19 protein-coding genes are annotated in these 20,222 nt (G+C 37.3%); 12 read left to right on the top strand and 7 right to left on the bottom strand.

Annotated elements, in window-relative coordinates; all coding sequences use genetic code 11:
- Nucleotides 1-570: 570 nt before the first annotated feature.
- Nucleotides 571-798 (top strand): type II toxin-antitoxin system PemI/MazE family antitoxin, encoded by a 228-nt coding sequence (gene mazE / locus CUS89_RS00895; protein WP_258082361.1) that lies wholly within the window; start codon nt 571-573, stop codon nt 796-798.
- A 55-nt stretch (nt 799-853) separates the two neighbouring features.
- Nucleotides 854-973, top strand: coding sequence for a type II toxin-antitoxin system PemK/MazF family toxin (locus CUS89_RS16575; RefSeq protein ID WP_104870700.1), 120 nt, complete (start codon nt 854-856; stop codon nt 971-973).
- 281 nt (nt 974-1,254) lie between these two features.
- Here CUS89_RS16575 and CUS89_RS00885 read toward each other — a convergent pair whose 3' ends face one another.
- Nucleotides 1,255-2,454 carry an enolase C-terminal domain-like protein gene (locus CUS89_RS00885; RefSeq protein ID WP_104870677.1) on the bottom strand — a complete coding sequence of 400 codons (1,200 nt, stop codon included), beginning with the start codon at nt 2,452-2,454 and terminating at the stop codon, nt 1,255-1,257.
- A gap of 273 nt (nt 2,455-2,727) precedes the next feature.
- Here CUS89_RS00885 and CUS89_RS00880 point away from each other — a divergent pair, with 273 nt between their 5' ends.
- Together CUS89_RS00880 and CUS89_RS00875 are read left to right on the top strand one after the other, a co-directional pair.
- Entirely contained in the window at nt 2,728-4,557 is a 1,830-nt protein-coding gene (locus CUS89_RS00880) for a glucose PTS transporter subunit IIA (protein ID WP_104870676.1), read from the top strand.
- A gap of 484 nt (nt 4,558-5,041) precedes the next feature.
- The gene (locus CUS89_RS00875) at nt 5,042-5,323 is read left to right on the top strand and encodes a hypothetical protein (protein ID WP_104870675.1); all 282 of its coding nucleotides are present in this window, start codon (nt 5,042-5,044) and stop codon (nt 5,321-5,323) included.
- Nucleotides 5,324-5,471: 148 nt separating this feature from the next.
- Here CUS89_RS00875 and CUS89_RS00870 read toward each other — a convergent pair whose 3' ends face one another.
- Nucleotides 5,472-5,828, bottom strand: a complete 357-nt coding sequence (locus CUS89_RS00870; RefSeq protein ID WP_104870674.1) for a winged helix-turn-helix transcriptional regulator — start codon at nt 5,826-5,828, stop codon at nt 5,472-5,474.
- Nucleotides 5,829-6,032: 204 nt separating this feature from the next.
- Here CUS89_RS00870 and CUS89_RS00865 point away from each other — a divergent pair, with 204 nt between their 5' ends.
- From CUS89_RS00865 to CUS89_RS00850, 4 genes are all read left to right on the top strand, one after another.
- Nucleotides 6,033-7,172, top strand: a complete 1,140-nt coding sequence (locus CUS89_RS00865) for an S-(hydroxymethyl)glutathione dehydrogenase/class III alcohol dehydrogenase (protein ID WP_104870673.1) — start codon at nt 6,033-6,035, stop codon at nt 7,170-7,172.
- Complete coding sequence (fghA, locus tag CUS89_RS00860) at nt 7,153-7,992, top strand: S-formylglutathione hydrolase (RefSeq protein WP_104870672.1); 840 nt, start codon at nt 7,153-7,155, stop codon at nt 7,990-7,992. Before CUS89_RS00865 ends, fghA begins: the two co-directional genes overlap by 20 nt.
- A 384-nt stretch (nt 7,993-8,376) precedes the next feature.
- The gene (locus CUS89_RS00855) at nt 8,377-8,973 is read left to right on the top strand and encodes a YitT family protein (RefSeq protein WP_104870671.1); all 597 of its coding nucleotides are present in this window, start codon (nt 8,377-8,379) and stop codon (nt 8,971-8,973) included.
- Nucleotides 8,974-9,499: 526 nt separating this feature from the next.
- Entirely contained in the window at nt 9,500-9,787 is a 288-nt protein-coding gene (locus tag CUS89_RS00850; RefSeq protein ID WP_258082360.1) for an NUDIX hydrolase, read from the top strand.
- Nucleotides 9,788-9,947: 160 nt separating this feature from the next.
- On the opposite strand, the gene CUS89_RS00845 is transcribed toward CUS89_RS00850, so the two are convergent.
- From CUS89_RS00845 to CUS89_RS00825, 5 genes are all read right to left on the bottom strand, one after another.
- Nucleotides 9,948-10,454, bottom strand: coding sequence for a VOC family protein (locus CUS89_RS00845; RefSeq protein WP_104870670.1), 507 nt, complete (start codon nt 10,452-10,454; stop codon nt 9,948-9,950).
- A 78-nt stretch (nt 10,455-10,532) separates the two neighbouring features.
- Nucleotides 10,533-11,327, bottom strand: coding sequence for a helix-turn-helix transcriptional regulator (locus CUS89_RS00840; protein ID WP_104870669.1), 795 nt, complete (start codon nt 11,325-11,327; stop codon nt 10,533-10,535).
- 363 nt (nt 11,328-11,690) lie between these two features.
- Nucleotides 11,691-12,425, bottom strand: a complete 735-nt coding sequence (locus tag CUS89_RS00835; protein ID WP_104870668.1) for a hypothetical protein — start codon at nt 12,423-12,425, stop codon at nt 11,691-11,693.
- Between the two features lie 4 nt (nt 12,426-12,429).
- Nucleotides 12,430-13,284, bottom strand: a complete 855-nt coding sequence (locus tag CUS89_RS00830) for an ATP-binding cassette domain-containing protein (protein WP_104870667.1) — start codon at nt 13,282-13,284, stop codon at nt 12,430-12,432.
- On the bottom strand, nt 13,281-13,649 hold the full coding sequence (locus tag CUS89_RS00825; RefSeq protein WP_104870666.1) for a GntR family transcriptional regulator: 369 nt from the start codon (nt 13,647-13,649) through the stop codon (nt 13,281-13,283). The genes CUS89_RS00830 and CUS89_RS00825 overlap by 4 nt, the downstream gene beginning before the upstream one ends.
- A 1,634-nt stretch (nt 13,650-15,283) precedes the next feature.
- On the opposite strand from CUS89_RS00825, the gene CUS89_RS00820 reads away from it, so the two are divergent.
- The 4 genes from CUS89_RS00820 (at nt 15,284) to CUS89_RS00805 (ending at nt 20,207) form a co-directional block, all read left to right on the top strand.
- Nucleotides 15,284-18,055 (top strand): BspA family leucine-rich repeat surface protein, encoded by a 2,772-nt coding sequence (locus CUS89_RS00820; protein WP_146103398.1) that lies wholly within the window; start codon nt 15,284-15,286, stop codon nt 18,053-18,055.
- Between the two features lie 241 nt (nt 18,056-18,296).
- Nucleotides 18,297-18,797 carry a hypothetical protein gene (locus CUS89_RS00815; RefSeq protein WP_104870664.1) on the top strand — a complete coding sequence of 167 codons (501 nt, stop codon included), beginning with the start codon at nt 18,297-18,299 and terminating at the stop codon, nt 18,795-18,797.
- Nucleotides 18,798-18,834: 37 nt separating this feature from the next.
- Entirely contained in the window at nt 18,835-19,230 is a 396-nt protein-coding gene (locus CUS89_RS00810) for an LPXTG cell wall anchor domain-containing protein (RefSeq protein ID WP_104870663.1), read from the top strand.
- Nucleotides 19,231-19,610: 380 nt separating this feature from the next.
- Entirely contained in the window at nt 19,611-20,207 is a 597-nt protein-coding gene (locus tag CUS89_RS00805) for a hypothetical protein (protein ID WP_104870662.1), read from the top strand.
- Nucleotides 20,208-20,222: the final 15 nt, after the last annotated feature.

Below are 20,222 nucleotides of genomic sequence, written 5' to 3'. Positions count from 1 at the left end.
AGTGCTTTTATTACAAGTGCTTGATAAGTGAAGTAAGTTATATCTATTATTTATAATAGAAAATATAAAACACAAAAAAATAACTTACAATAAGTATGAACCAAATAAGTCTTTCAACTATTTGAGCTATTGTTGATTGATTGTATGTAAAGATAATACCAAATTTATAGTTCCTGTTACTGCGTATAAAAATACTCTGTAAACCTAGAGAGAGCATGATAAGTAACTTCATGATCAGATTCGATAGCTGGTAGGATTGATCGTTAGTTGTTAGGAAAAAAGTATACAAAGTTAAAAGTTGTAACAACCAAATAACTTGAATAAGTTTACTCCCAGCTTGGGTTTTATTCGACATAGATGTTCATTCTCCTTAAAATTATTATTGTGATTTAAGTTGATTATATGCCTTTTTTAAGTCAATATTCAATAAGTTTTTAATGAGAATAGGGCGTTAAATAAAAGATTAAGAAGGTCTGAGACACTCTATTGATTTATTTTTGTATTAGTATCTTTTACGTTATAAAATTAGGTTTTACATAATAAAATTTGCTGTGTGAGGAGTGATAAATGATGTTTAATGTAAAAGCTCGTAAAGTAGGGAATTCTATCTCTATTTCAATTCCTAAACAGTATCAGGTTGAAGCTGGATCAGAATATGTCGTATATAAAACTAAGAATGGAGGATTAATATTCACATCCAAAATAGAAAATCCATTTTTATCGGATGAACCATTTCAAAAGGATGAAGATGAGGAATGGCAAACAATAGCAAAAGAGGAGATTGGGAAAAATGTATGAACCTCAACAAGGTGATTTGATCTGACTTAATTCTACGCCTTCTTTTAGCAGGTAAATAAGAGGGAAGCACCCAGCTTTAGTTGTTTCCTCAAATGCTTACAATAAAAAAGCGAACTATATTATTGTCTGTCCGGTAATGACTAGGGGAACAACTTTTCTGGGTATGTTTCTTTGAATGATTACAAGATACGTGGAAGAGTGAACGCTACACAAATTCATAGTTTTGATACTGACCGGATTATTAGTAAAGAATTTATTGATCGTCTAAGAGGAGACGATTTTCTTCAAGTCAAACAGATTTTAGATTATTCTTTAGAAACTGATTTTTGAAAAGTATGTTTTACATAAAAAGCTACTAAGGTTTACACGTGTATTCATTATTGTAATAATAGGAATATAGCGGAACCAAAAAAAGCTATCCTTACATGTTTCGTGTAAGGATAGCTTTTTTGGGAATTACGGTGTCACGATCGTGCCGTCTGGTGTACGGCTTTGTGTCCATTCGTGTGGGCGATAGACAACTGGAAATTCTGCTGCTTGTTCTTCATTGAATGTGACACCGATCCCGCTTTGTTCGATCGGGTAGAAAAAGCCTTTTTTTGGTATGGGGATATTTCCGAAAAGTTGTTTCGTATTTTCAGGAACATCGATGTTTTCTTGGATCGCCGCATTGTGCAAGTGGATGTTCAAATGCGTATTCACTGCTAAACCGATCGGTGTGATATCAGATGGCGTATGCCAAGCGATTCGTATCCCCATTGCTTCGCAAAAGTGTGCCAATTTCAAGGCAGGAGTGATCCCGCCGATTTGTGAGACATGGGCACGCATATAGTCGATTTGGCGATTGCGAACTAATTCTTTCCATTCCATGGGATTATTGAACAATTCCCCAGTAGCAATCGGTGTTGTCGATTGACTTCGTAATTGAGTCAACCATTCATTTTGGTTGGGCGGTAGAATATCTTCTAAAAAGAAAAGATTGTACTTTTCTGCTTTTTTTGCAAAACGGATCGCTTGGTTAGGATGCAAGCGTTCGTGAACATCATGTAACATTTGGAAACGATCGCCATATTTGTTTTGGATATGCTCAAACATGGATAGCGTAGTGCCCATGTATTCTTCTTGATCGAAATAAGAGCCGGCAAGTGGTTGTTCAGGTGTTGCTAAATTCGTTGGATTTCCCCCATAAAAACCTAATTGACAACGAATATAGCGATACCCTTGTGCGAGAAATGTGTCGATTTCACGATCGAGGTCCTCTAGATTATCTGCGACAGCATGCGTATACGCAGGAATTGCTGTTCGAGCTTTTCCGCCGAATAACTGATACAATGGCATATCAGCGATTTTTCCTTTGATATCCCAGAGCGCCATATCGACACCTGAAATAGCGTTATTTGTGATTGGACCATTCCGCCAGTAAGAATTGACATTCATGACTTGCCAAAGGTCTTCGATTTGATTTGCATCGCGACCAATCAGTAAAGGTTTTAAGTATTCTTCAACCACTGTCTGGACAGCCAAAGGACGAAATTGGAAAGTGCCGCAACCGAAGCCGGTCACGCCTTTATCTGTTTCAACTTTTACGACTAACAAGTTGTGACGATCTGGTTTGATTGCGTAACTTTTTATATTTGTAATGATCGTAGGTGTCATTTTTTTCACTCCAATATACATAAATATGAATCATGTGCATCCTCATTGAAACATGTGAAAGAACATCCTGTCAATTTGGTCTAATAAAAATATCTAAATCAACTAAAAAACAGTCCAATTTCCTTATCATTTATATTTAAACGTTGATTTAAAGGTGTTTGTCGCGTTTTTTATGCAAAAAGGACTGGTTTTACAAGTTGAGTTCCACATGCTACTATTTGGGTGAAAGCGGAAACAAGAATCATTGTTTGATGAGAATAAGGGGGAGAACAAGTGAAGCATGAAGAAATAGCAAAACAAATCATACAACACGTGGGTGGAGCAAGCAATATCAATAACGCTTGGCATTGTATGACACGATTACGGTTTGATTTAAAAGATGAGAAAAAAGTGGATTATGCTGCGTTGGAAAAAACACCTAAAGTGGTGGGAACAAAATATCAAAGTGAACAACTGCAAGTTGTGATCGGTACAGAAGTCGCTGACTATTTTGCGCCAATTGCGAAAGAATTAGGGTTAGATGAAACTAGTGAACGAAGTGAAGGAGAGAAAAAAGGGGTCGTATCCTTATTTATGGATACTGTTTCCGGTGTATTTGGTCCAATCGTACCAGCAATTGCTGGAGCAGGAATGATCAAAGGTTTGATGGCCGGTTTAGTGGCATTGAATGTCATTTCGAATCAGACGGATACGTATTTGATCATTGATATGATTGCGAGTGGTGTATTTACTTTCTTGCCATTTTTCGTTGCTGCTTCTGCCGCTCGAATCTTCAAAACGAATCCATATTTAGCGATTGCAATCGCTGCAACTTTACAATTTCCAACAATGACGACAGCGGTTGCTGAAGGTTCGATCTCTGCTTTCCAACTGTTTGGCATTATTCCAGTTCCTGTCTTTAATTATGCAGGAACAGTTATCCCAATCATTTTTGCAGTATTAGCACTTAGTTACATTTATCGTTGGGTGGATAAGCTATTACCACAAGTGTTACGAACGGTGTTCACACCAACCATTTCACTATTCGTTGCAGGTTTATTGACACTAACAGTGATTGGTCCGATCAGTATCCATCTCGGTAACCTCTTAGCAGCTGGTGTGGCATGGTTGTTCTCGATTTCGCCAGTGTTAGCTGGTATCGTGGTCGGTGCGATTCGCCCGATTGCGATCTTTACTGGGTTGCATCATGCAATGACGCCAATTGCCTTGCAGAATTTTGCGAATCAAGGCTATGACATGTTGATGCCAATGATGTTTATGGCAAACATGGCGATCACTGGGGCGACAGCGGCTATTTACTTGAAAGTGAAATCAAAAGAAGAAAAATCATTGGTTCTATCTTCTGCTGTTTCTGGTCTATTAGGGATCACTGAACCTGCGCTTTTCGGGATCTTATCAAAATACAAGAAAGCGTTTATGGCAGCTACGATCGGTAGCTCGATCGCTTCAGCGTTTATCAGTTTCTTCGGTGTTCGGATCTATGGCTATATTTTATCAAGTATTTTTAGCTTACCCGCCTATATTGGTCAGTATTTTGTTTTTGCGGTACTTGGGATAGTGATTGCCTTGGTTTCCTCTTTTGCGATCACTTATTTCTTAGTACCAAATGAACAAGCAGAAGATACTGAGTACACGAACGAAGTGAATCTACACGCTGTAGCTAAAGGGGAGTATATTCCTTTAGAAGATGTGCCAGATGAAGTTTTTTCAACGAAAATGATGGGGGATGGTTTTGCAATCGAGTCAATCGATGGCGCCATCTTTGCACCGGTCAGCGGAAAAGTCACTACGATTTTCCCTTCCAAACATGCGTTAGGAATTAAAACGAGTAATGGCGTCGAAGTATTAGTCCATATGGGAATCGACACTGTCAACTTGAATGGGGCAGGATTCGATGTACTTGTAAAGGTCGGTGATCAGGTGACCGTTGACACCAAAATCGCTCAAATGGATTTGCCGTATATCCATAGTCAAGGGAAAAAGAGTATGGTCATCGTCGTGATCACGAACATGGATCGCGTGTCGAAATTTTCAGGTGAACGAAACTTAGAAGGGCAGCACCAAGCTGGAGCGCTCTTAGAACGTGCTTTGTTGAATGGATAAATAAAAAATAGTATAAACAAAAAGGACATACATCGTCTTCAAAGGTCGATGTATGTTTTTTCTGTCGATAAGTCCAAGGAGAGAGGCGACTTGCCTGGTATGGTGGTAAATTATCCAGATCATTGATCGATTAGGATGAGAATTTACAACTTTTATTAAATTGTTATATATTTTATTTTAAATAGTTATTTAATTGGATGTGTTGAACGTGAGTGGATTTTTTGCTGTTTCATGATTCGACTAGTTCTTTCGCCCGTTATTGGCAATGATTTACTCGTTAATATTCATTTTAATATGTAGATAATTGGTTTTTTGTGCAGTTCTGAATGATATGATAAATTGGTGGGTAAGGGAAAACAGGGGAACAATCTATTTAGCCTGTGGTCCTCTTGAGTTGTTTTATTTGATGTTTTTTTAAAAATAAATTATCCTTATTTTAAGAAGCGGTAAGCGCTTTTTAAAATAATCTTAGGAGGAGATATGTATGACTGAAATTGACGGAGGGATCACTATCCCAGAATCGCCAACAATTACTGATGAACACAAGAAGCTGGTAGAAGAAGCTCGCAAAACGTTAGATGACAGTAGTGAAGCTATACCATTTGCGCTATTAGGAACACAAGTAGTTGCTGGGACAAACTATTGGATCTTGTGCAAAGTCAACATGTTTGGTCCCACACAGAGTGAAAAATTAGTGACTTACAAAATCAACAAAAATCTACAAGATGAAGTGACGCTTTTAGAAGCGACAACATTCGAATTTTGATTGACCCAACTTTTTAAAATACTTCCCCACTTTCCCATGCAGTCGATAAGAGAAGATGTTCATTCTACTATCAACTATATGGGATTTTTATTGTCTCAAGAACTGTCTCTACTGTGATAGAAAGGTCATCCTTCCATCATTTACAGAATCAATCTGCTATATCAGCTGAAAGACCCTCAACGACTTCATAATAATGGTCGCCCCAATCACAGATATGTTGTACGATCGTTGAGAGTTCACGCCCGATCTCAGTCAATTGATACTCTACTTTTGGCGGGACTACGGGATAGACTTTACGTGTGAGTAAATGATCGCTTTCTAATTCTCTTAATTGCCGAATCAACATCCGTTGGTTGATATCTGGTAACATTTTTTCGATCTCACTTAGTCGCAAAATCGGTTGTTGTAAAAAACACCAAATCAAGACGATCTTGTATTTTCCACTAAGGACATGCATGGCTAAGTCTTTCGTATTGGTAAACTCTTTTTCATGGTATTGATACATAAAGAACCTCACTTTGTTTTATTTATTCGAGAACAATAGTTGTTATTATACAAAGCTCACCAATAGAAGTAAAGAAATTGAGGATACTGACAAGTTTGTCAGTTTTGTTTCTCAGCACAGCCTATGATACGATGAGGTGGAAAGATTGCGGATTCGCTCAATAACTAAGAACCAGACGAGCGGAATAAGAAAGAAGGAAGAAAAATGAAAAGTAGAGCTGCCGTAGCATTTGAACCAGGAAAACCGTTAGAAATCGTTGAAATCGATGTGGCTGATCCAAAACCGACGGAAGTCATGGTAAAAATTTTGTACACTTCTGTTTGTCATACAGATGCGTTTACGTTATCAGGGGAAGATCCAGAAGGTGTTTTTCCTGCGGTCTTAGGTCATGAGGGTGCAGGGATCGTTGTCAAAGTTGGGGATGATGTGACTTCTGTTGAAGTGGGTGATCATGTGATCCCGTTGTATACCCCAGAATGTGGGAAATGTGAATTTTGTTTATCAGGAAAAACCAATTTATGCTCTGCTGTCCGTGAAACACAAGGAAAAGGTCTAATGCCAGATGGTACGACTCGTTTTTCTTACAAAGGCGAACCGATTTATCACTATATGGGTACGAGTACGTTTAGTGAGTATACCGTCGTCAATGAAATCAATTTGGTGAAAATCACAGAGGATGCTCCGTTAGATACCGTTCCACTATTAGGGTGTGGTGTAACAACAGGATTAGGCGCTGTGGAAAACACTGCGAAAGTCGAAGAAGGAGCGGTCACAGCTGTCTTTGGGCTAGGAGCGATTGGGTTAGCAGTGATCCAAGGCTTGAAAAAAGCCAACGCCAAACGAATCATTGCAATCGATATGAATCCAGAAAAATGGCCATTAGCGCAAAAAATGGGTGCAACGGACTTTGTTGATCCTAAAACACACGATCGTCCGATCCAAGAAGTCATTGTAGAAATGAGCCAAGGTGGCGTGGATTATAGTTTTGAGTGTATTGGTAATGTAGAAGTGATGCGTTCTGCGCTTGAAGCGTGTCATAAAGGCTGGGGCGAAAGCATCATTATCGGAGTAGCTGGAGCTGGAAAAGAAATCCACACGCGTCCGTTCCAACTGGTGACTGGTCGTGTCTGGCGTGGTTCTGCTTTTGGCGGTGTCAAAGGTCGAAGCCAATTGCCAGGTATGGTGGAGGATTACTTGAACGGTGGAATCGATTTAGATTCATTCATCACCCATCGTTTGGATTTTACACAAATCAATGAATCACTTGAATTATTGCATCGTGGTGAATCGATTCGCACCATGCTTACTTATGGAGGTGACACGGATGGAACTACAGAAAATTGAAACACATCGGTCGTTTGGCGGGCAACAAATCAAATACCGTCATCGGTCAGAAACGCTACATTGTGAGATGACATTCAGCGTGTATCTACCAGAAACCACCGTTGAAAATCAAGAAATCCCACTCATTTGGTGGTTAGCTGGTTTAACAAGTACAGATGATAACTTCAGTATCAAAGGTGGATTCCAACGCTATGCAGCAGAACAACAAATTGCCTTCGTCATGCCGGACACATCGCCTCGGGGAGATGTGGCTGACAGTGAGGATTGGGATCTCGGTCAAGGGGCTGGCTTTTACTTGAATGCCACACAAGAACCTTGGAAGAAAGACTTCCGGATGTACGACTATCTCACGAAAGAACTGACTGAGATCATCTACTCCTTAATCCCCAATCTTTCTGGAAAAGAAAGTATCATGGGTCATTCCATGGGCGGGCATGGTTCGTTAGTGATCGGTCTGAAAAATCCACCACGCTTTGCTTCGATCTCTGCTTTTGCACCGATTTCGACCCCCTCAAACGTACCATGGGGACAAAAAGCATTCACCGCTTATCTAGGTACCGACCAATCGGCATGGCAGGAGTGGGATGCAACTGAACTGATCAAAAAAGAAACAACCAGTCAACCGCCTATCCTGATCACACAAGGAACGGCTGATCCATTCTATGAAGTCCAGCTCAATGAAGAAGCTTTTTTAACAGCAGCAGAATCAGCGAAACACGAAGTTTTCTACCAAAAAGAAGAAGGCTATGATCATAGCTACTTCACCATTGCTACATTTGTAGAACAACATATTGCTTTTCATGCAAGCTATCTTAAATAGTCAAAAGATCATTGTAAGAGATGGAATATGAGTTAGGTGAACGAGCAACTAACTGGAAAATCAAAAGAAGACAGAAAGATGCAGCTATAAGCAATAAGCAGTGAAAACTGGAAATGCTTTTGAGAGATACCTATTTAGTTTGTCCAGATCGTGTACAGAGCCACGAAAGCCAATTAGTAAAAGTAGTTCTGCCGATACTAGCTTCAATTGTTTATATGGGTGTAATTCTGTGATTTAAAAATATAAAATAAAATTAACAGGTTTACTTTTTAGAATAGATGTGTTAACTTAATTAAAGTTTCGGAGGATCCAAAGGGATTAGATAAGAATATTCTTATCTAATCCCTTTTTGTGTTCTTGCATTAAAAATATTAGGAGGCTCATATGAAAAATCTATTCAAATATTTAACGATTACTTTGGGGCTATTGATACTATCAATTAGTATCAATATGTTTTTTGGCCCGCATTATATTGCTGCTGGAGGAACGAGTGGTCTAGGAATATTACTTGAATACCTTGTTCAAGTAGATCGTTCACTCATAGTGCTTGCGTTAAATTCGCTTATGTTGCTATTAGCAATCGTTTATTTAGGTAAACAAGTATTTATGAAAGTTTTATATGGTAGTTTAGTTCTACCGTTATTGTTAACTTATGTACCTAAAATAATGTTTACTGAAAATAAAATTGCATCGATCGTTTTGGGAAGTCTGATTTTTTCTATAGGTATGTCCATTGTCTATTCACAAAATTCTTCTAGTGGAGGAACGTCCATTCCAACAATAATTTTAAAAAAATATTTTAATATAAAACTTTCTACAGGTCTATTTCTCATAGATGGTATAGTCATACTGCTAAATTGGAGTATTTTTGGTTTCGATCAATTTTTACTTGCGTTGTCCTCGAATATTCTAGTTTTTCTAACGATGAATCTATTCTCTAAGATGTTCTATAAATCTATTGAGAGTAGACAAACTTCTTAGAGATAGATATTTTGATTATTCTTGGAGCTTAGGAAATACTGTAACGTTCTTTGACAATTTCGAGTGGCTCACCAAAGCGTTCAGCGATTTCTGAGTCAGAAGTGATTTTTTCACCCAATAATCTAGATCTTCTACTAAGTTTTTTCAGTCGTATGAGGTTTGGTCAGTATTTCTAAGTAGTACTGAAAACGTAATGTGGTCAACATCAGTTTTGGTAAAATGCCATGCAAGCTATTTGAAACAATGAATCACTGAGATAAAGTTTAATCCATCAGAAAAAAATATAGTCGCCAATGCTAAAAAACGGTATGTGGCGGCTAATCTTTTCATATGATCAGGCTAGTATGGCTTCGATAGATAAAGTTATGATAGTATACATATAAAAGTAGATAGAAAGGACTGGTTATTTGCTAAAAGGCTTTACTAGAGTGTTCATAAAAGACCAATCAGGCGACATTCTCGTATTAAAAGATAGAAAGGAACGTGGAATCTTCCAGGCGGAAAGCAAGAAGATGATGAAAGTCCAATGGAATGTGCGATACGAGAAGTAAAGGAAGAGCTTGCTTTAGAAATCTCAAATGTAGAAGAAATTTTCTGTGAGAAATTAACGTTTGCAGGAACTGACTGGTTGGGACATATTTATTTTGCGGGTTCGGCGAAAGGAAAACCAACATTGAATGAACCGAATAAAATCAAAGGTGTTCAATTCATCAGTGATTTTGATGTCGTTCAATTCCATGAAGGCTTAGATCCATTGTTTGAATATTTGGCCGAGAATAAGATACTAGATCAAAAATCGACAAAATGGATGTAGGTCAGATAGATTCTTTCGGGAGGGTATCAGTATATTGGAAAACAAAAAAGAGCAATCCAATAATTCTTAACTCGTGAATGAAGCGATTGGATTGCCTAGATATTCTAATTTTTATTATTCAAATGTTGACTGAAGATTCGTGCAGCAGATAGTTGATCGTTTATTGATTCATAAACTGCTTTTGGATCGTTTCTATTGAGTTGCCAAAGCGTTCAGCGATTTCTGGAAGGCTCAAACCTTGCGCATATAGACGATTGAAGACACCTTGAATGCTTTCTGAAACTTCAACGATATGTTTATCGTAGTCGTAAAAACGAAACACTTTTTGTCCCCAGTCATAGGTCAATGTATCGTGGATCACTTCGATTTCTGAATCAGAAGTAATTTTCTTCACCCAATAATCTAATTCTTCCACTTCAAAGTATAATTGGAAATTGTTTGGTTGAGATGTTACTCTCAGATTTCTACCAGTAGCTCTTTCTGCTTGATCGCCGGCAACGATCTGAATATAGGCATCTTTGTCATACAAAGTAAAACCACCTTCAAATTCAATCATGTCTTCAACTGCACTAATGACTTCTAGACCTAAGACATGTTCATAGAAATTTTTTGATTTTTTGATATCAGAAGTTGTAAGTAAAAAGCCTTCCCACTTGATTTTATTCATGATTTCATCTCCCTTAACTTGATAGAGCAACTATAGCATGAGAATTTTAGGCTGTATTGTAAAAACACGACATACCATCTAATCCAAAGGTTGTGCTTTGATCTCTTTACAAAGTTGGACAAATTCGAGTGGTGTGAAGCCGATATGCTTTTTGAAATCTTTGATCAAGTGAGACTGATCGTAGTAATGCAACTCGATTAACTCTTTTTCACTAGCGTTAGGATCAGTTAGTATTTTCAAGCAGTACTGAAAACGCAATGTAATCAACATCAGTTTCGGAGAAATGCCGTAATGCTTCTTAAATAACCGTTGACATTGCCGTGTGCCTACAGCTAATTCCTGACACAAATCTTGAATTGTAGAAGCAGGGATTTGACTAAATCGATCAATCAATTGGATAAACTGGTTTGGTGTATGCCCTTCAACCAATTGATGGAGGTAATCAATAAAATATTCTTTTTGTTGAGAATAGGATAAGGAGAAGAAATAGTCGAGGTTGAAAGGTATCTTAAACTCACTAATAGAAAGAAAAGAATCCATTACCTCAGTCGTCGGTCGTCCAGTAAGTTGTTCAAAAGCGCCAGGTTTCAGTGTAGCCGCTAAGTAAGATTCAGACGTATGGCTATAAAAATCATACTCTGTCTTACTGATACCTGAAAATTCGATCGATTGCTTTTTGAAATCAATGAAAAGATCAATACATCCATCTGGAATGATCAAATCATTCACTTCGTAGGAATCCTGAGTCAAGGATTGGTGTTCCCATAGACAAATCACAAAGTTTTGTAATGAGGGAATGACAGTTGCTGTATACTTGAAATATTTCTGATAGATCGGATTGACGATATAGGGTACTTGAATTGGAGAATACATAGCTCACCTACTTGTTTATGATTCTGTTCCTTTCTATCAATTATAGCATGTTGATGAGATGTATCTATCTATATCACTAAAGTAAGTACGCAATTGGGACTGTCGGTGATAGTGTCAGCGCATCGACAGGCGAAATGAAAAAAACGATGGATTGCTATTTGTCACTAAATAGAATGCTGGTGTGGAAAAAATCAAAGAGATAAGCAGAGATCTGTTAATTGCTAGAGGGATAAATGAGTGAATTGGCTAAGAAAAAAAGTATGTATGATTATGACCGAGGAAGACAGTAAAAACCTAGGATAGATACCACGGTGATCTCTGGTTCTTATCCTAGGTTTTTGACTATTCTAACTGGTGATAAGGTTACGCATTTGCCGTTCTGATTTCTCGTCTTCTGTTCAATAGGTAAGTGATCATTAAAGTGAATAAAATAGTCGTTGTTAATGTTAACAATATTGGTGGAAGAGAAAACTCTCCAGACTGATACCCAATCATTTTTTGTAAGACACGAACGATGTTTGTTTGAAAACCAGTACCACTTAGTTGCATAAATGTACTTATCGGAATAGGAAGTATTAGCAATACAAGAAGTCCAATAAATTTTACTGGCTGACTCAAGCGACCGTTTAATGTAGATAAAAGAAGCCCGATTGAACTAGGAAGGATCAATAGTAGTGAAAAAAAGAGCCAATCGACAAAAAAATTACCTTGAGAATAAAGCCTAATGAGAAAAATATCCCATTTAAGATGTGCAATCAAATTTGAGTTCAAGACCTCGATAAGTAGTAGCATGACCAAAGAAAAAATCACGGAGATAATCACATTTGTCAGTATATGGGTGAATAGAAGATGAACGCGGGATACACCGTTTTGGATAAATAGTTTGAAGTCCGAATTCATACCGATGTAAGACAAGAAAACCATGTAAATCATACATTCAATGATCCCATCTGAATTGATCATACGAGAAAAATCACTGACTAAGAAAATACCGATAAGTGGGAGGATGATCCCTAATAGGGTGAATAGCGCTAAGAATGCGGATAAAGCTAGTAATTGATATTTGAATCGATAAAGAAATGCTGCGCGGAACTTCATTCGATCATTCCTCCTCTCCGCTAGTAAGTTGAATAAAGTATTCTTGCAAGGTTGAAGGTAAGATAGAAATACCCTCTATTGGTTTTTCAGGCAACCGACCGTATACATAAGCAGTGAGGGAACCACCTAGTGGCTTTTGACCAAGAACCTGTAATGTTTCAATGTAAGATCCAACTAGTTCTTTTGGCCCAGAGACTATTCGCGCATACTGTAAGATTGTTTCGACGGAAGCTGCTTGGAGCAGTTTTCCTTCATATAAGATAATGACCTCTTCTAATAAATTAGCGATTTCTTCAATCAAATGAGTCGAGATCACAAAGGTACAAAAACGTTGTTGGTAAACTTCAATCAAGTAGGAATAAAAGATTTCACGATGTGTCGCATCCAGACCTAAAACAGGCTCATCAAGGAAGATGTATTCACAAGGAACGGATAATGCAATGATCAATTTTGTGATCGTACGGTAACCTGTTGATAGGTTTTTGAATCTCTGATCGGCGTTTAAACCGAATTTATGTAGCATTTCATCAGCAAGCGCCCAATCAAATGTACCGTAAAAGCGCTCAGTGATTTTGAATAGTTCTTTGATTTTAAAAAAAGAGGGGAATAAGTGATCTTCGCTCATCAAGTATAGCTGGTTTAAGGCAACTTCACTATCTGCGACAGGTACACCATTTAATAGTACTTCCCCTGAGGTAGCGAAACTCCGATTGTTGATAATATTCAATAGTGTGCTTTTTCCAGCGCCGTTTCTTCCTAATAGACCATAAATTTTTCCCTGTTCAAATTGAACAGAGATATTATCTAGAACGTTTTCATTTTTATGATTTTTACTTATGGATTTGACAACTAGGCTCATTCGGCATATCCCCTTTCAATTAACTCTTTTAGTTGTTCAGCGCTAATACCGATTTTTTTTGCTTCTATAATCAATGCCGAAACTTCTTTATTTAAAAATTCTTCTTTTCGTTGATGCCGAATTTTTTCTTGTGCGCCAGGTAAAACAAACATACCTAGGCCACGTTTCTTTTCAATCAAATGTTCAGCTACCAATAAGTTCATACCTTTTAAAACAGTCGCGGGATTTAGGTGATAAACTTTAGCGATTTCCGTAGTGGAAGGAATCTGGGTACCCTCTGCATAAGAGTTATTAAGTATTCCCTCGGAAATTTGATTGGCAACTTGTTGAAATAACGGTTTGTCTCCTGAAAAATCAAATTGCATGTTTACACCTCACTACACCTGTTAGCTACTTATTTAATTAACTATACAGACTTGTATTTGCTCTGTCAATTCAAGCTATAAAAGGGTACATACCAGCGACAAGCTCTTTTTAAAACTTATTTTACCGATCTGGCATTCCAATGAATGGAAAACTACTTTTTTTACTTATATATAATAGAAGAAAAAATATCGGAACTTCACATAAGGCATGTAGAAGTTCTGATATTTTTTTGCTGATTTACTCGATAAATCTATGTAAAAAACCAAGAGGTCTTTATTCAAAAGAATAGCTGTTTCAAAAAGTGTATCAAATCATTGGAGTTTCACTTGCTGTTCCATCCTCATCTATATATATAAAAGTTGCCTTAAATCAATCAACTGCTAAAAGGGAAAGTTCGAACTGATGAGGCATGAGGAATATTTGATTCTAAATAAATACACTACTTCCTGTGAGAATACGATAATCAATTTGCTATCAATAATAGACAAGTAGCTTTCTATTTTTTTTAGGATGTTCAATAGGCAGTTCACTTTATACACTAGGAAGCAAGAGAGAATATGATAATAATGAGTATTTCCTCAACAAAACCTCAATCAAACGAACTATAAAAGTTTTCGGAGTTCTAGAAAAATCAAATGATCTAGAAGATGAACTTCCGCGCTAACTATATAAATGTTTGAAGAGATTTTTTTTGATGATCGCTAGATCATTTAAAAAATTTTCGCCACCAGATGCAACAAAAACATGCTAGTTGATAATATTCAACAGTGCACTTTTACTGCAACGATTATGCTCTATTTGAGTATAAATCGTTTCTGGTTAAAAAATCATTCGAGTGTTTGATCCTCTTACAATAGCTTTTACTCAGTACTATTCAATCCAACTTTCCATTCCTTCTCTAAGGTTGTCGCATACTTCTTTGCTTAATATACTTGATTGTTTGTTAGCCATTGTATTTCCTCCTAGTATTTGTTTTCTTAAAGTTGGTTAACTACTCATGTAATTAACTATATAAGCAAAATTGTTTTGTGTCAAACAAAAAGTAGACCAGTGATGAATGATGTTGTTGGAACAATGAACTCCTCTGCTATCTATCGATATTATTTGCTCGCTATATGTGTAGTGCCTGTCAATTTATAGTGAGCCAAGGGGCGCTATAAAAATTTACAATCCATTTTTTTAAAGTTAATGAATGACTGGAAATAAATATCTGTCAGTTTTTCTCTACATCTGGAAAAATGATTTATTATTTTATCTTCAATTTGTTTCTATAGAAATAAATAAAAAATAATTTTCATTATTTGTTATTTATTGTGTATGCAGCAATTAGCTTTTAATAGTTTTAAAAAGCTTTTAGTCCAGAAAAATTTCAATCCAAGACAAAAATTACAAATTGATTTGTAGTTTGTTGGTGTTATACTTTGTTCAGGGGATGTCGATTTTAATTTATCGCTGATTTGAAAAATTAAAATAGGCATTCTTTTTAATCCTTTATTTAAAAAGGTTTTAAGGTTTGTTTTTTAAAAAAAGATGAATTGAGGTGAGTTTGATGTGGCGGATACGTCTGATTAAAAATTTTTTTGTTGTAATTTTATTGGGAGGGTCAATTATTTTTCCAACTTCAGTACAGGTAATGTCTAATCATATATATGAGAAGGAAGTACATCCTGGCTTTACGGGATATGAGTTATTTAAAAGTAACGATTTGCTCGATTCGATAGCTATTCCGGAAGTTTTTGAAGAGAATGAAGAACTACAAGAAGATGATCCTCTATGGCTAGAAGAAATCGAGGAGGAAGAAGAACTCATCGAATTGCCAGTGCCAGAAGACGCTCAAGAAGAACAGAAACAAGAGGAGGAAAGGCAACAGCAGGAGAATGAGACACAACTGGATGAAGAGTCAATAGAATCAGAAAGCGGTTTAACGAAAGAAAAAATACTAGAAGAAGTGCAAGATGAAGGGATTGCTAGGGAATTAATACCTGGAGCAAGAACTTTGTTTTCCGGACAGTTAGGTTCCATTCCTTGGGTAGTCGATGCACAAGGGAAGCTGATCCTTGGATCTGGTGTCTTTGATGAGACGAACAATATTGGAGGACGGTATGCAGCGACAGATTATTTCAACCATCCCATGTATAGCCAAGCGATTACAAGCGTGCAATTAACTGGACCAATCGCATTGCGTGAGTTAAACGGTAGTTTGAATATAAGTGGTGATATACGCAGAGGATTTTTTACTGACCTACGCAATGTAAGAGAAATTGAGGGAATCGAATTTCTAGATACAAGTGGATTACGTGAAATGTCATTCATGTTTGCGAATATGTCAGCATTGACCAGCCTAGATGTATCTGGTTTTGATACAAGTAATGTAAGGAATATGCAGGAAATGTTCCAAAATATGAGTAGTCTAACCGAGCTAGATGTGTCTGGCTTTGATACGTATAATGTCTGGTCCATGCAAGGAATGTTCCAAAATATGAGTAGTCTAACCGAACTAGATGTTTCTAGCTTTGATACAACGAATTTATTTAGCATGACAAGAATGTTTGAAGGAGCAACTGGTTTGACGAGATTAGACGTGTCAGGACTGGATACAGGTAATGTAGTAAGTATGATAGATATGTTTCGAAATGTGAGTAGAGTAACAGAACTAAATGTGTCTGGCTTTGATACAAGTCAAGTGATACTTATGCAAGGGATGTTTGATGGAGCAACGAACTTAATGAAATTAGATGTGTCTAACTTTGACACAAGCCTTGTAGAAAACATGCAAGGGATGTTTCGAAATGTAAATAGTATAAGAGAATTAGACGTTTCAGGATTTGACACAAGTAGTGTAAGAAACATGTCCAATATGTTTCAAAATATGAGAAGTGTCAGAGAATTAGATGTTTCCAGTTTTGATACAAGTCTGGTAGAAAACATGACAAACATGTTTACTAATGTGAGTAGTGTAACAGAATTAGATGTGTCTGGCTTTGATACTAGCAACGTAACAATGATGTCTACTATGTTTGCTGGAATGAGTAGTGTAAGAAAATTAGATGCCTCTAGCTTTGATACATCTAATATTGAAACTATGATCAACTTGTTCAGTGGCTTAAGTAATGCAACGGAACTAAATGTCTCTAACTTCAATACCAGTAGGGTAGTAAACATGAGCAACATGTTTAATGGAATGGGTAGTTTGGTCGAACTAGATGTGTCTAGTTTTGATACCAGTAGGGTAGTAACCATGACTAATATGTTTAATGGAATGAGTAGTTTAGTCCAACTAGATGCCTCTAGTTTTGATACCAGGAATGTAGTAAATATGAGCAATATGTTTAATGGAATGAGTAGTTTGACCGAACTAGATGTGTCTGGTTTTGATACAGGAAATGTAACAAATATGTCTCAAATGTTTATGGGAGTGAGTAGTTTGACCGACTTAGATGTGTCTAGTTTTGTTACACATAACGTGACAAATATGCAACGAATGTTTAATGGAATGAGTAGTTTAACGAAATTAGATATCTCTAGGCTAACAGACAGGGGGAACCCCTTGAATATGTTCAGTGGGGCACCAATCAAAGAACTGACAATAGGAAGTAACTTAAGCTTTATAGCTGGCCGCTTTAATGGTTTATGGGAATTGCCAACAACAGCCACTCATCGTCCTTTTTGGCGAAATGTTGGGACTGGAACCTCTGAACAGCCAAATGGTTCGTTTATGCTAAGTACTTCACAACTGATTGAGCTACAAAATACGAATCCAATGGCAGAAACATGGGTGCAACAACCACGAAATTTTGTTCCGTTGACTGTCGAAGTAGAAGGTTCTGGAGCAGTTACTCCAACAGGAAGAGAGACGGTTGAAGGTTGGGAGTATACAGATATCACTGCAATGCCCGCACAAGGTTGGCGCTTCTCACATTGGGAAGTAACTAGTGGAGATGGCAAAGTTACGGAGAACGATCAAGCTGTAACAACTGTATTGATGGGGGATACAGCGACGACTTTGACGGCTGTTTTTGAAGATTTGACACCAATGTTATCCGTAAGAATTCCTTCAGCTGCTGTGTTTGGCACCACTGCTGATACTGGTCATACCATGATTACCTCTCCAGATTATGAAGTGCAAAATCTATCTCCTTTTAAAATTGGTGTGGATATGCGGACACTAGAATCATTGGATAATATGGAGATCATACAACAATTGAATCTTGTAGTGAATAACAACGTGACAGAATTGATCAATCAAGGCATTCCAAGCAAAACAGAGGCAGTATCTTTATTCAATTTAGATACCAATGTGACGAATACTTTTTCTTTCACGGGTACTGCAAATTTGTTACCATACGGGGTCAGTCAAATAAATCCAACTTTTAATATGATTCTCCGTTTTGTGGCGGAACCTTGATCTGGCAAGAGATGGATAAATTTTTAATACACGGGGAGATAGAATTTTTATCTATAAATTGCACATAAAGTTAACGATTGATCCAGTGGTTTCTTGTTCATAGTGGAAGTCTGAGGGTGAAAAATTAATCAATAAATGGATTGGCTACTTTCGGGCAGAACTAAAACTTATGAGAATCGATTTTCGATAAAAAGTATAGTGGAAATCAGGTAGCGCTTATTTAGAAATGGAGTATAGATAGATGGAAAATAAAACAAAAAAAAGATGGCTGACATTTTTACTGCTTCTTTTCGGACTGTTAGGGATTTTACTATACGTTTCAAATGGAAAAGAAGAAGCAGTCCCGTTAGTCAGTGCAGACTTGTTACCAGGTTTAAGAGATGCAAGCGACATTGAAATTGCGGAACGAGCGCAAGAGATTGCAGATGCCAACTACTTCACCTTGCAAATTGCTCCTTTTGCTGTTTTTGATAATGGGGAATCAGAAGGGTCGATCGAGATTGTGAATCCAGGAACCAATGTCTATCCAATCGCAGTAGATCTCTCATTGGCAGACACAGAAGAGGTCATTTACTCTTCAGGTGCCATTCATCCAAATCAGCAAATCATTGGTGCAAAATTAGATAAGCCACTTGAGAAAGGGGAATATCTAGCAGTTGCTCGCATCAATATCTATGATCCAGAAACGAATGAACGCCAAGGAATCACAGAAGCAGAGATTACCATTACTATCAACAATTAAATAGTTCAAGTGATTATCTAAAGAAAGGAGGAATTGAATGCGTAAAGTGGCTCAACTTCTATTGTTTGCAGGAGTTATCTTTTTAGCAGGTTCTAGCTACTTTGTCCATGCTTCAGAAGATCGATCATTCTTCAAGCGTGTGGAAGGGCAAATCGGAAGTACCCACACACCCCAAGAACCAGATTCGGGAACAAGTAGTGAAGCAGGGGCAGATAATGGAACAAGCGGAAATAATAGAGATGTTTTAGTCGTAGACACCTCAAAATTACCGAATCGCACACAAAGTAAGCCGAGCTTATTTGCCAACCTACCGAAAACTGGAAGCAAAGGCAACTTATGGATACAACTAGCCGGAATCCTTTTAATCTTATTCAGTAGCCAATTCATTTTTTCAAAAAAGAGGAGTAAAGATAAAGATGTTCTGTACATTTAGGAACAAAATAATTATATCTATATACAACAAAATGATACGAATTTAGCACACAAATATGAAATCATCGTCCGTATCATCTAGCAGCTTCTACCAGTTTATTGCATGGTTTACGTCCAGCCAAGTAATTTTGTAACAAACCAAGTGAAGTAGCCACTTGTAGCGTCACCACACCGTCTATTTTGATCAACATCATAAGTCTATATCCACTATAAATATCATATCTTAATGGCGGTTGATCAAGATAAAATCACTTTAATCAAGTTGATAAAACAAGTTCAAAGATTAGGGAAAAACTGTATAAACTGGTAGCAGCTGTTACATGATGCGAACGATGATTTCTTGTTTGCAAATAAAAAAAGAACATAAGGAGAGAAATTTTAATGAAGACATATACTAAATTATTCGGAACAGTTGCAATGATGGGAACGTTATTAGGTGCAGGTGCTGCTTCTGTCGCAGCCACTACATTCAATGGACAGGCAGACGGGAATATTCCAGTTACAGGACGGGTTGGTTTAGATAATACCGTCGATCCTGGTGTCAATCCACCGACAAATCCAGATGAAATGATCAACGTAACAGTGCCAACATCAGCGGTCTTTTTTACAACTGGTGCATCTGGGCATACTGATATTGAATCACCAAGCTATACTGTTACAAATAATTCAGCGTGGGATGTAAATATCAATGTTACTGAATTAGCAAATCCTGTGGAGTTCCAAAGTTTAGATTCTTTGACTTTATCAGTAGACGTGGGTGGAGCATCTAGTATAGTACCAATTGTAGCAACTGGTTCACCACTCAACAATTCAGCATCATTTATGTCACTGACAAGAAATGCTGCAGAAGGTGGAACGAATCCAGTAGGAAACTTTAATTTTGTGGGGACTGCTATTCCAAATACAAATACGTCAGATGTGATCGTTCCGACGTTTGATATGGTGTTACAATTCCAAGCAGTTGTGCCAAGTCCGTAACATAAACTAGTTAAT

Origin of the sequence: Enterococcus mundtii, from assembly GCF_002947535.1 — a bacterium.
Classification (GTDB): Bacteria; Bacillota; Bacilli; order Lactobacillales; family Enterococcaceae; genus Enterococcus_B; species Enterococcus_B mundtii_B.
This window is presented reverse-complemented; position numbering and strand designations above follow the sequence as displayed.